The following is a 12476-nucleotide window of genomic DNA, read 5'->3' as shown; positions in this document are numbered from 1 at the left end:
CTTTTCGTATATCTTTTCATGTATCTACAAATCATGTTAAGATAAAAGGTAGAATTTTGCCGAAACGGAAGATCGGATGAATGGGGGAAACGGTTTGAAGGAGCAGCAAAAAACGCGCATTACAGTAGATATATACGGGCAACAATATTCGATCGTCGGAACGGAAAGCTCCAGCCATATTCGGCTTGTCGCTTCTATTGTTGATGATAAAATGCGTGAAATTAGTGCGAAAAATCCGACGCTTGATACGAGTAAGCTCGCCGTACTAACGGCTGTCAATATCGTTCATGAATATATTAAACTAAAAGATGAATACGATCGTCTTTTGCGAAAAATGAATAAAGAAAAGGATGATGACAGCGATGATTGATTTGCTTATTTGTTTCATCCTTCTCATGGGTCTAATGATTGGATTGAAACGAGGATTTATTTTGCAATTTATTCATATGACAGGTTTTTTGATCGCATTTCTTGTTGCATATAACTATTATGATCAACTAGCACCAAGACTAAAATTATGGGTGCCATATCCGAGTTTTGGCGATGGGGAAACGATGAAATTGCTCATTGAAAGCACAAATTTAGATGAAGCATACTACCGAGCGATTGCATTTGCTGTTTTATTTTTTGTTGCCAAAATTGTGATGCAAATGATCGGATCAATGTTAGATTTCGTCGCTCAGCTGCCGCTTTTAAAAAGCGTAAACCGTTGGGCAGGCGGGGCGCTTGGATTTATGGAAGTGTATTTGCTTTTATTCGTGCTTTTATATGTGAGTGCTCTTGTTCCTGTTTCTGCAATTCAACAACCGCTTCACAACTCATTTATCGCTAGTTTCATCGTCAAACATACACCGATTTTATCAAATTTTGTGAAACATATGCTTGTGCAATATATGGCGTAAAAACTTCTCTGTTCGAGAGAAGTTTTTTCGTCGAAAGGAAGGGAATGAGATGGAAAAAAGTAAAAAAGAAGCGATTCGTTTGCTTGAAACGATCGCTTTATATATGGAAATCAAAGGGGAAAATCCGTTTAAAGTATCCGCTTTTCGTAAAGCAGCTTCAGCGTTAGAGCGAGATGAACGTGCCTTAATGGATATTGATGATTTTACGTCCATTGCAGGAATCGGAAAAGGAACAGCTGCCGTTTTGCAACAATGGTTGCAGACGGGAACGAGCGATGTATTGGAACAGCTAAAACAAGAAATTCCTAAAGGATTGTTTCCACTTTTAAAATTGCCCGGACTTGGAGGAAAAAAAATCGCAAAACTGTATCATGAACTAGGTGTAACTGATGTGGAAACATTAAAAGAAGCGTGCTTAGCTCAACGTGTAAGACAATTAAGTGGCTTTGGTGCAAAGACAGAAGAAAACATTTTAACTGCGCTTGCCAATATGAATGCGCGCCCTGAACGGTTGCCAATTGCGTTTATTTTAGAAGTCGCCTTAGACATTGAACGGCAACTTGCAAATATAGATGATATCGTACGGTTTTCGCGAGCAGGCAGTTTGCGTCGGGTATGCGAGACAGTAAAAGATTTGGATTTCATTATCGCAACAAACAATCCTTTGTATGTTCGGGAGCAGTTGTTGCAACTTGAACATATTTACGACGTTGTCGCAAACGGAGAAACGAAAGTATCATTGCAATTGCAATACGATTATATTGTCAATGTCGATTTTCGTCTCGTTTCCCCTGAACATTTTGCGACAACGCTCCATCATTTTACCGGTTCAAAAGAACATAACGTGCGCATGCGTCAGCTCGCAAAAGAACGCGGTGAAAAAATTAGTGAATACGGTGTAGAAAACATTCAGACAGGCGAAGTGAAAACGTTCGCGACAGAAGAACAATTTTTTGCTCATTTTCATTTGCCGTTCATCCCGCCAGAAATGCGTGAAAGTGGAATAGAAGTTGATGCATATGACGGCACGCCGCTCCTTTCTTTATCTGATATACGCGGCGATTTACATATGCATACGACGTGGAGCGACGGGGCGTTTTCAATTGAGCAAATGGCAGAAGCATGTCGTCAGAAAGGGTATCGGTATATTGCGATTACCGATCATTCACAGTTTTTAAAAGTAGCCAATGGACTAACGGTTGAACGATTAAAACGGCAGCAAGAAGAAATTGCCCGCCTAAACGAAAAGTACGACGATTTTTTTATTTTATCTGGCATTGAAATGGATATTTTACCAGATGGAACGTTAGATTTTCCAGATGATGTATTACAAACGGTCGATTTTGTCATTGCGTCGATTCATTCTGCTTTTTCACAACCAGAAGAAGCGATTATGAAACGTCTAAAAGAAGCGCTTATGAATCCATACGTTCATATGATCGCCCATCCGACAGGAAGATTAATTGGGGAACGAAGCGGATACGATGTAAATATAGACGAATTGTTGCAGCTTGCGAAAGAAACAAATACGGTGCTAGAGCTAAATGCCAACCCACACCGTCTCGATTTGACGTACACTTATTTACAAAAAGCACAGCAGCTTGGTGTGAAAATTGCGATTAATACAGACGCACACAACGTTCGTATGCTTGATGATATGGAGCTTGGAGTGGCGTTTGCTCGAAAAGGTTGGATTCGAAAAGAAACGGTCATCAATACATGGGATATCGAACAACTTATCTCTTTTTTGCGAAAATAAACAGCTGGAGGGTTACTCAGTGCACGCAAAAACATTACACATTCTTGAGTTTGATAAAGTGAAAGCACAGCTTGCGGAATATGTATCTTCCTCGTTAGGAAAAGAAAAAGTCGTAGCGCTTATGCCATCATCACATGTAGAAGAAGTGGTGCGCTGGCAAGAAGAAACGGATGAAGCAGCAACGGTTCTTCGTTTACGTGGTCACGTCCCACTTGGTGGTATATTTGACGTACGGATGCAAACGAAACGTGCAAGCATCGGAGGAACGCTCAGTCCACATGAACTGCTTGATATCGCAAGTACGATGCGAGCAGCAAGACAACTGAAAAAATTTTTAGAAGCGACAGAGGCAGATCTTCCGCACATGATCGCATATGCGGCGCAAATCGTTCCTTTGCCTGAACTTGAACAACGTATATATCATTGTATTGATGAAAGCGGAGATGTGCTTGATGGAGCGAGCGATCGGCTTCGTTCGCTCCGCCATCAACTGCGCACGATTGAAGGACGAGTGCGCGATAAGTTAGAGAGTATTATTCGTTCATCATCAGCGCAAAAAACATTGTCAGATGCAATCATTACGATCCGTAACGATCGATACGTCATCCCAGTGAAACAAGAATATCGCCATACGTATGGTGGCATTGTACACGATCAGTCTTCATCTGGGGCTACGTTATTTATCGAGCCACAATCGGTAGTGGAATTGAACAACGAACTGCAGCAATTGCGTGTGAAAGAAAAACAAGAAATTGAACGTATTTTAGGCGAATTATCTGCCTCTGTGGGTGAGCAGGCGACAACAATTATTGAGAACGTCGAGTTGCTTGCTCAGCTTGACTTTTTGTTTGCAAAGGCGAAATACGCAAAAGCGATCAAAGCAACAAAACCAGCTATCAATGAACGTGGATATATCCGTCTCATACAAGCACGTCATCCGCTTATTCCATCGGACGAAGTCGTTCCAAACGATATTGAACTAGGGAGCAACTATACGACGATGGTAATTACGGGGCCGAATACAGGGGGAAAAACAGTCACGTTAAAGACAATCGGTTTGTTTACCGTTATGGCACAAGCAGGATTACAAGTGCCAACGTTAGACGGATCACAATTAGCTGTATTTCGTGCTGTGTATGCTGATATTGGTGATGAACAATCGATTGAACAAAGCTTAAGTACGTTTTCGTCTCACATGGTCAATATTGTTGAGATTTTAAAAGAGGTGGACGAGCATAGCCTTGTTTTATTTGACGAGCTTGGAGCAGGAACGGATCCGCAAGAAGGTGCGGCGTTAGCAATCGCTATTTTAGATGAAGTGCACAACCGTGGGGCGCGGGTGGTCGCGACGACGCATTATCCTGAATTAAAAGCATATGGCTATAACCGACAAGGTGTCATGAATGCAAGTGTCGAATTTGACATCGAAACGTTAAGTCCAACGTATAAACTATTGATCGGTATTCCGGGGCGAAGCAATGCGCTTGATATTTCTCGTCGCCTCGGCTTAGACGAACATATTATTGCACGTGCTCGTACGTATATTAGTGCTGAAACCAATGAAGTTGAAAATATGATTGCTTCTCTAGAGCAAAGCAAAAAGCGTGCGGAAGAAGAATGGGAGCAAGCCGAAAAACTTCGTGAAGAAGCAGAGCAGCTACGAAATGAATTACAACAGCAGTGGAACGAATTAAGTGAACAGCGCGAGCGGTTGTTAGAAAAAGCAAAAGAGGAAGCAGAACTCATTGTTAAAAAAGCGATGAAAACTGCCGAAGAAGTGATTCAAAACCTTCGTGACATGCAAAAACAACAGGCCACTGCTATGAAAGAACATGAGCTGATTGCCGCGCGGAAAAAGTTAGAAGAAGCGATTCCGCAAATCGATACAAAAAAGAAAAAACAAGCGCAAAAAGCAAAGCAATCTTTACACCCAGGCGATGAAGTGAAAGTCATTCATCTCAATCAAAAAGGGCAGTTGATTGAGAAAGTATCCGATAAAGAGTGGCTTGTGCAAATTGGGATTTTAAAAATGAAAGTGGATGAAGAAAATTTGCAGTATGTAAGCAGCCCAGCACCGATTGAAACAAAGCCAATTGCGACCGTAAAAGGACGCGACTATCACGTTCCACTAGAATTAGATTTGCGTGGTGAGCGATATGAAGATGCGTTGCTTCGCGTCGAAAAATATATTGACGATGCGGTGTTGGCAGGATATCCGCGCGTGTCTATCATTCATGGAAAAGGAACAGGGGCACTTCGAAAAGGAGTGCAACAATATTTACAAAATCATCGCTCGGTAAAAAGCATTCGATTTGGTGAGGCGACTGAAGGGGGAACAGGCGTCACCATTGTCGAATTACAATGACAGGAGGAACTATGAACGCTTTTTGGGAAAATGAAATGATTCGTATTGCTGCCAATTTTAGTGTCGTGATTTTATGTTTAGTTTTATTTTTAGCCATTTTTGAGCTTGTGACAAAATATAAAAACTGGGAAGAAATCAAAAAAGGGAATATGGCAGTAGCAATGGCAACAGGAGGAAAAATATTCGGGATTGCTAATATTTTTCGGTACTCGATCGATCATCACGATTCACTGTTAACGATGATTGGTTGGGGCGTTTACGGCTTCGTTTTATTGTTAATCGGCTATTTTATTTATGAGTTTTTAACGCCAAAGTTTAACATTGATGATGAAATTGCCAACGACAATCGCGCAGTAGGATTTATTTCTATGGTTATTTCCATTGGTTTGTCGTTTGTCATTGGTGCAAGTATACGATGAGAGGGGAAACAGATGGAAACATTAGCGAAAGTATTGCTCGTGTTGTGCGGTGTATTTTTGCTTATAGGTGTCATATACCTCACATTTTTTGCATAAAAGGGTGTCAAATAGGCACCTTTTTTTATTTTTTAATACAAAAATTTCTGAAAATATTATAAAATATAAATAATCTTATAGAAAAAGGGGGAAACGAAATGGAGAAGCCATGGCTAGCGTTATATCCTCAGCAAGTTCCTCATTCAATTGATTATCCGCGCAAGCCGTTGCAACAATTTTTGCGAGAAGCAGCGGAGCAATTTCCGCACAAAACAGCGATTCATTTTTTAGGAAAGGAGCTGACATATAAAGAAGTATATGAACAAGCAATTAAGTTAGCATCATATTTACAGCAGCTTGGTTTACAAAAAGGCGATCGCGTATCGATTATGTTGCCGAATTGTCCACAAGCGGTCATTAGCTACTACGCTGTTTTATTTGCAGGTGGTATTGTCGTACAAACAAACCCATTGTATACTGAACGAGAGTTAGAATATCAGTTAAATGATAGCGGTGCGAAAATCATTATCGGTCTTGATTTACTCTATCCAAGAATCATGAAAGTGAAAGCGCATACAAAAATAGAACATGTAATTATTACAAGTATAAAAGATTATTTACCGTTCCCGAAAAACGTGTTATATCCGTTTGTCCAAAAAAAACAAACAGGAATGATTGTACGCGTCAAACATGAAGGGGAGTGTCATCTATTTACGAAAGCCTTATCGCTTGCGAGTGGGAAAGTAAAAGAGACGGATGTCGATCCGGTCGAAGACGTTGCGCTTCTTCAATATACAGGCGGAACAACTGGATTTCCGAAAGCTGCAATGTTGACACATCATAATTTAACATCCAATACGCTTATGTGCACAAAATGGATGTATAAATGTGAACGCGGGAACGAATCGATTCTTGGCGTGCTTCCGTTCTTTCACGTATACGGGATGACGGCAGTGATGAACTTATCCATTATGGAAGGATATAAAATGATTTTATTGCCGAAGTTTGATGTAGAAACGACATTAAAAACGATCGAAAAACAACGGCCAACGCTATTTCCAGGTGCACCAACGATTTATATTGCGCTACTCAATCACCCGAATTTAAAAAAATACGATTTATCGTCAATTAAAATATGTATTAGCGGTTCAGCTCCACTTCCGGTTGAAGTACAAGAACAATTTGAAACAGTAACAGGTGGAAAAATCATTGAAGGATACGGCTTAACCGAAGCATCTCCAGTGACGCATTCCAATTTCATTTGGGATGGAAAACGAATTAAAGGAAGTATCGGTGTGCCTTGGCCAGATACAGAAGCGATGATCGTCTCGTTAGAAACAGGGGAAAAAGCAAACGTAAATGAAATTGGTGAAATCGTTGTACGTGGTCCACAAGTAATGAAAGGATATTGGAATCGTCCGGAAGAAACGGCTGCGACGCTTCGGGATGGATGGTTATATACAGGTGACTTAGGCTATATGAACGATGAAGGGTATTTCTTTGTTGTAGATCGGAAAAAAGATATGATTATTGCAAGTGGTTATAACGTATATCCGCGCGAGGTAGAAGAAGTGTTGTATGAGCATCCGAAAGTGCAAGAAGCGGTCGTCATTGGTGTACCTGACGCTTATCGTGGTGAGACGGTAAAAGCGTTTATTGTGCTCAAAGAAGGAGAACAGTGTACAGAAGAAGAACTTGACCAATTCATGAGAAGTAAATTGGCTGCTTATAAAGTGCCACGCATTTATGAATTTCGAAAAGAATTGCCAAAAACAGCGGTCGGTAAAATATTGCGTCGTGCCCTTGTTGAAGAAGAAAAAGAAAAACAAAAATAACCTTTGCACGTTTTTTCTTGACACGCTTTTGGCCTCTCTTTAAAATAAAAATATGAATGATTGTTCATTCATATTTTTGAAAGGGAGAATGCAAAGTTGAAACGCGATAAACCGAAGTTTAAACAAATTATTGATGCAGCTGTGGTCGTCATTGCCGAAAATGGCTACCATCAAGCTCAAGTATCAAAAATTGCGAAACAAGCAGGCGTAGCTGACGGTACGATCTACTTGTATTTTAAAAATAAAGAGGATATTTTAATTTCACTGTTTCAAGAAAAAATGGGTTATTTTATCGAAAAAATTGAGGAAGAAATAGAAGGAATTTCGAGTCCATCGGAGAAGTTATTTTTGTTGATTCAAAAACATTTTCAAATGTTAGCGGCGGATCCTCATTTAGCGATCGTTACCCAATTGGAACTTCGCCAATCGAATAAATCTTTACGTCTGAAAATTAATGAAATTTTGAAAGGGTATTTAAAAGTTGTGGATCGTATTGTGCAAGAAGGCATCGACAAAGGGGATTTTCGTTCAGATTTAGACGTGCGGCTTACTCGTCAAATGATTTTTGGAACGATTGACGAAATGGTAACAACATGGGTCATGAATGAGCAAAAATATGATCTCGTTGCATTAGCGAAGCCAGTTCATCAGTTGTTAACGAAAGGTTGTTGTGTTTAGATCACAACAACCTTCCGACATACATGAAGGAGGGAGAATATGTTTTCCGTTCAACAAGAGGGGTATGTGGCGATCTTGACACTTAACCGCCCGCCAGCAAACGCTTTGGCATCTTTTGTTTTGAAAGAGCTTTCAGAACGACTTGATGCATTCAAGGAAGATGACGAAGTGCGTGTTATTGTTCTCCATGGGGAAGGAAGGTTTTTCTCAGCTGGTGCCGATATTAAAGAGTTTACAGCGATTGAGGCAAGCGAACAAGCAGTTGAACTCGCCCGAGCTGGACAGCAAATAATGGAGAAAATTGAACAGTTTCCGAAACCGATTATCGCAGCCATCCACGGTGCTGCACTTGGCGGAGGGCTCGAGTTAGCTATGAGTTGTCATCTACGTATCGTAGCGGAAAACGCCAAACTTGGCTTACCAGAATTGCAGCTTGGCATCATTCCGGGGTTTGCTGGAACGCAACGTTTATTGCGTCATGTCGGTATGGCAAAAGCGCTAGAAATGATGTGGACGAGCGAACCGATCACAGGTGCAGAAGCTGTTCAATGGGGGCTAGCGAACAAAGCTGTCCCAGAAGAACAATTGCTTGACACCACGAAGCTACTTGCACAAAAAATCGCTCAAAAGAGCCCGGTTTCCGTTCAAGCTGTATTGCAACTTGTCAATGAAGCACGAACAAAAACGTTCCATGAATGCGTCGAAAAAGAGGCGCAAATGTTTGGACAAGTATTTGTAACGGAAGATGCGAAAGAAGGTATTTCAGCATTTATTGAAAAACGGACACCGCAGTTTCAAGGAAAATAAGAGGGGGAGAGAAATATGAATATTTTCGTATTAATGAAGCGTACATTTGATACGGAAGAAAAAATTGTCATTCAAAACGGAAAAGTAAGTGAAGAAGGAGCAGAATTTATTATTAACCCGTACGATGAATATGCGATTGAAGAAGCGATTCAAGTGCGCGATCAGCATGGCGGTGAAGTCACAGTTGTTACAATTGGGAACGAAGATGCAGAAAAAGAGCTTCGTACAGCGCTTGCAATGGGAGCAGATAAAGCGGTGCTCATTAACATTGAAGACGATGTAGAAAGTCGTGACCAATATACAACGGCAAAAGTGCTTGCGGAATATTTAAAAGATAAAGAAGCGGATTTAATTTTAGCAGGGAACGTAGCGATTGACGGCGGCTCTGGGCAAGTTGGACCACGCGTTGCTGAATTGCTAGGTATTCCTTATGTAACGACAATTACGAAGTTAGAAATTGACGGAACAAATGTGAAGGTTGTGCGCGATGTTGAAGGTGACGAGGAAGTCATTGAAACATCTTTACCATTATTAGTCACAGCACAACAAGGGTTAAATGAGCCGCGTTATCCGTCATTGCCGGGTATTATGAAAGCGAAAAAGAAACCACTAGAAGAGCTAGAGCTTGATGATTTAGATTTGGAAGAAGATGATGTAGAAGCAAAAACGAAAACGATTGAAATCTTTTTGCCACCGAAAAAAGAATCGGGGAAAATTTTGCAAGGGGACATTTCAGATCAAGTAAAAGAACTCGTTTCACTTCTTCATACAGAAGCAAAAGTCATTTAATAGGGGGATGGGGAGCATGGCAAGAAAAGTATTAACATTAGCAGAAGTGCGCGATGGAGCACTGCGTAACGTATCATTTGAGGCAATTTCCGCCGCGAAAACAATCGCGGAAGGCGGAGAGGTTGTTGCTGTCGTTGTCGGAGCGAGCGTTCGCTCATTCGCTTCTGAGCTTATTGCTTACGGTGCAGATCGTGTCGTTGTCGTCGAACATGAGAAATTAGCAACGTATACACCAGATGGTTATGCCCAGGCATTACAAGCTGTTGTCGAGCAAGAGAAGCCAGAAGGAATCGTCTTTGGGCACACAGCACTTGGAAAAGATTTATCTCCAAAACTTGCTGCCAAATGGCAATCTGGTCTCGTATCCGACGTTGTTGCGGTTGAGGAGACTGGTGGAAATATCATATTTACAAGACCAATTTATTCTGGTAAAGCGTTTGAAAAGAAAATTGTTACTGACGGCCTCATGTTTGTTACTGTTCGTCCGAACAACATTGCTCCACTTGAAAAAGATGAAAGTCGTACAGGTGAGGTTGTGAATGTACAAGTCGATATAAAAGATTTGCGCACAATCGTTCGTGATATTGTGCGGAAAACAGCAGAAGGTGTAGATTTATCTGAAGCGAAAGTGATCGTTGCTGGCGGTCGCGGTGTGAAAAGTGCGGAAGGATTTGAGCCGTTGAAAGAGTTAGCGAACGTGCTTGGCGGTGCGGTTGGGGCATCGCGTGGTGCGTGTGATGCAGGATATTGCGACTATTCGCTTCAAATTGGCCAAACAGGGAAAGTCGTTACCCCAGATTTATATATTGCGTGCGGTATTTCAGGAGCAATTCAACATTTGGCTGGTATGTCTAACTCAAAAGTAATCGTGGCAATTAATAAAGACCCTGAAGCGAATATTTTCAAAGTAGCAGATTACGGCATCGTTGGTGACTTGTTTGAAGTCGTTCCGCTTTTAATTGAAGAATTTAAAAAATTAAAAGTGCATTCATAAGGCAGAGCATGATGCTTTGCCTTTTCTTTTCAGCATATTTTTTTGTAACAAGGAAATAGTAGAAGCGAAGCAAAAGATTGGCGTAATGAATACGTTCAATGGTATACTATGTGCATGGAACTGAAATGTTTAAGGAGGAATGAAATATGGCAATTGTAAATGCAACAGATCAAACGTTTGTGAATGAAGTAAAAGAAGGAGTTGTGCTCGTTGATTTTTGGGCACCTTGGTGCGGACCTTGTAAAATGATTGCACCTGTATTAGAAGAAGTAGATCGCGAGCTCGCAGGCAAAGTGAAAGTAGTAAAAGTCAATGTAGATGACAATCCAGAAACAGCTGGAAAATACGGTGTGATGAGCATCCCAACATTATTTGTCTTCAAAAACGGTGAAGTAGTAGACAAAACAGTCGGCTTCCAACCAAAAGAAGCGCTTGTTGGCCTTTTAAGCCAACATTTATAATTGACATACCTCGGAGACATCCGAGGTGTTTTTTTTTGAAATTTTATATTGACATTGAAAATCGTTCTCTACTATAATGATAACGGTTAATGATAATCGTTATCAAAAAAAGGGGGATACATACGAAATGAAAAAACGTCAATTAAAAGCTGTGTTTGCCATGTTTTTATTAGCAGGTGGTGTGCTTGCGGGGTGTGGAAATGCGGAAAAGACAGAAACGACAGAGAATAAGGAAGAAACAAAAGTAGAAGAAAAACAGGAAGAGCAACAACCAGCTGAAACCGAGCAAGCAGAAGAGCAAGTAAACGTTCAAACGTTCATTGATGCTTATAAAGCGATCAAAGCTGAAACAGAAAAGGCGAAAGAAGGACAACCAGTTGATTGGAGCCTTGTAGAAAAAACATACGTCGAGCAGTTGCAAAAACCAATTAACGAACTAGATGGTACATTTGCTCAAACGATTGAAGCAGCGATTCAAGGTGGAAAAAGCGGAGAGTTAAACGTTCATCCAGCACGTCAAATTGTTGATAAAGTGACGCAGTCATATTTTTATCAGTTGCAAAAAAAATTACAAAAAGATGTTGTAGCTGCACTTGAAGCTGGTGATCAACAAAAAGCAACAGCATTGTTTGACCAAATTAAGTTGCTAGCAGCGGAAATTTTCGTCCCAACAGCGATGAAACGTGATGAATATTATCAATTAACAGGGGAATCTAGTCTTGAACAAAGCATTAACGCTGGTTTAGCAGCACAAGAAGAAGCGTTAAAAGCAAACAACGTAGATGATTTTAAAGTGTACATTCAGTTGACGGATAAATCGATCTATCGAAGCTACTATTTAGCGTCAAAATCATATGCTGAAAAAATTGAAGCGGGTGTCAAAGAAGGAAAAGCAGAAGATGAGCTAAAAGGTCAACAAGCTGAAGCATGGGGCTTTTTACAAGCGATCAAAGGCTCTTTAGCTGAAGGAGATGAGGCGGCCACAACTCGCTTAGATGAAATTTTATCGTTAAATAATGATTACAAAAACATTAAAGCATCAGAAGTAAGCGCATTATATGCAAAAGCGTTGTTTGGTAAAATGAAAGGCTATCATGAAAAAGCACCGGCACAGTTAGACGAAAATAACGTTGTCGAAGCGAAAGTAAAAGCGTTAGAAGGAAACATGTTTTTGAAAGCGATCGAATTAGATGTGAAAGCAAAATTAGGCGAGCAAAAAGCTGCAGAAGTGTTTGCTACGGCAGAAAAATGGTATAGCGCAATTGCAGAAAATAAAAAAGATGAAGCCGCTCAATATAGCAAAGCTGTGCTTGATGCTGTAAGTGCTATTGTTCAATAAACACAAAAAAGCCGCGCATAACACGCGGCTTTTTCGTTGGTGTGCTCGGCATGGGTGCAATCTATAGGGTGAAAGTCCCGAACTGCGAAGGC

At 40.7% G+C, this 12476-nt stretch carries 12 protein-coding genes; all 12 read left to right on the top strand.

The features are described from left to right. Positions 1-94: 94 nt before the first annotated feature. The 12 genes from zapA to CS060_RS11325 all read left to right on the top strand — a co-directional run bounded on the left by zapA (position 95) and on the right by CS060_RS11325 (position 12384). Positions 95-370: a cell division protein ZapA gene (gene zapA / locus CS060_RS11385; protein WP_026011506.1), complete on the top strand. Its 276-nt coding sequence runs from the start codon at positions 95-97 to the stop codon at positions 368-370. Beyond that, positions 363-902: a CvpA family protein gene (locus CS060_RS11380; protein ID WP_035045936.1), complete on the top strand. Its 540-nt coding sequence runs from the start codon at positions 363-365 to the stop codon at positions 900-902. The genes zapA and CS060_RS11380 overlap by 8 nt, the downstream gene beginning before the upstream one ends. A 49-nt stretch (positions 903-951) precedes the next feature. Then, positions 952-2661 (top strand): DNA polymerase/3'-5' exonuclease PolX, encoded by a 1710-nt coding sequence (gene polX / locus CS060_RS11375; RefSeq protein ID WP_099668974.1) that lies wholly within the window; start codon positions 952-954, stop codon positions 2659-2661. A 19-nt stretch (positions 2662-2680) separates the two neighbouring features. After that, on the top strand, positions 2681-5026 hold the full coding sequence (locus CS060_RS11370; protein WP_035045934.1) for an endonuclease MutS2: 2346 nt from the start codon (positions 2681-2683) through the stop codon (positions 5024-5026). Positions 5027-5037: 11 nt separating this feature from the next. Further along, complete coding sequence (locus tag CS060_RS11365) at positions 5038-5445, top strand: DUF350 domain-containing protein (protein ID WP_035045946.1); 408 nt, start codon at positions 5038-5040, stop codon at positions 5443-5445. Between the two features lie 194 nt (positions 5446-5639). Next, positions 5640-7316 (top strand): long-chain-fatty-acid--CoA ligase, encoded by a 1677-nt coding sequence (locus CS060_RS11355; RefSeq protein WP_099668973.1) that lies wholly within the window; start codon positions 5640-5642, stop codon positions 7314-7316. 96 nt (positions 7317-7412) lie between these two features. Further along, positions 7413-7994, top strand: coding sequence for a fatty acid metabolism transcriptional regulator FadR (gene fadR / locus CS060_RS11350; RefSeq protein WP_035045932.1), 582 nt, complete (start codon positions 7413-7415; stop codon positions 7992-7994). A 39-nt stretch (positions 7995-8033) separates the two neighbouring features. Further along, complete coding sequence (locus tag CS060_RS11345; RefSeq protein ID WP_035045930.1) at positions 8034-8801, top strand: enoyl-CoA hydratase; 768 nt, start codon at positions 8034-8036, stop codon at positions 8799-8801. A gap of 15 nt (positions 8802-8816) precedes the next feature. Next, positions 8817-9590, top strand: coding sequence for an electron transfer flavoprotein subunit beta/FixA family protein (locus CS060_RS11340; RefSeq protein WP_035045928.1), 774 nt, complete (start codon positions 8817-8819; stop codon positions 9588-9590). Positions 9591-9606: 16 nt separating this feature from the next. Continuing rightward, the gene (locus CS060_RS11335; protein ID WP_035045925.1) at positions 9607-10584 is read left to right on the top strand and encodes an electron transfer flavoprotein subunit alpha/FixB family protein; all 978 of its coding nucleotides are present in this window, start codon (positions 9607-9609) and stop codon (positions 10582-10584) included. Between the two features lie 146 nt (positions 10585-10730). Then, entirely contained in the window at positions 10731-11045 is a 315-nt protein-coding gene (gene trxA / locus CS060_RS11330) for a thioredoxin (RefSeq protein ID WP_035045923.1), read from the top strand. Between the two features lie 127 nt (positions 11046-11172). Next, positions 11173-12384 (top strand): hypothetical protein, encoded by a 1212-nt coding sequence (locus CS060_RS11325; protein ID WP_035045922.1) that lies wholly within the window; start codon positions 11173-11175, stop codon positions 12382-12384. Positions 12385-12476: the final 92 nt, after the last annotated feature.

Origin of the sequence: Anoxybacillus flavithermus (genome assembly GCF_002742685.1) — a bacterium.
Classification (GTDB): Bacteria; Bacillota; Bacilli; order Bacillales; family Anoxybacillaceae; genus Anoxybacillus; species Anoxybacillus flavithermus_E.
Note: the sequence above shows the minus strand (reverse complement) of the source record. Positions and strands in the feature narration are given on the sequence as shown.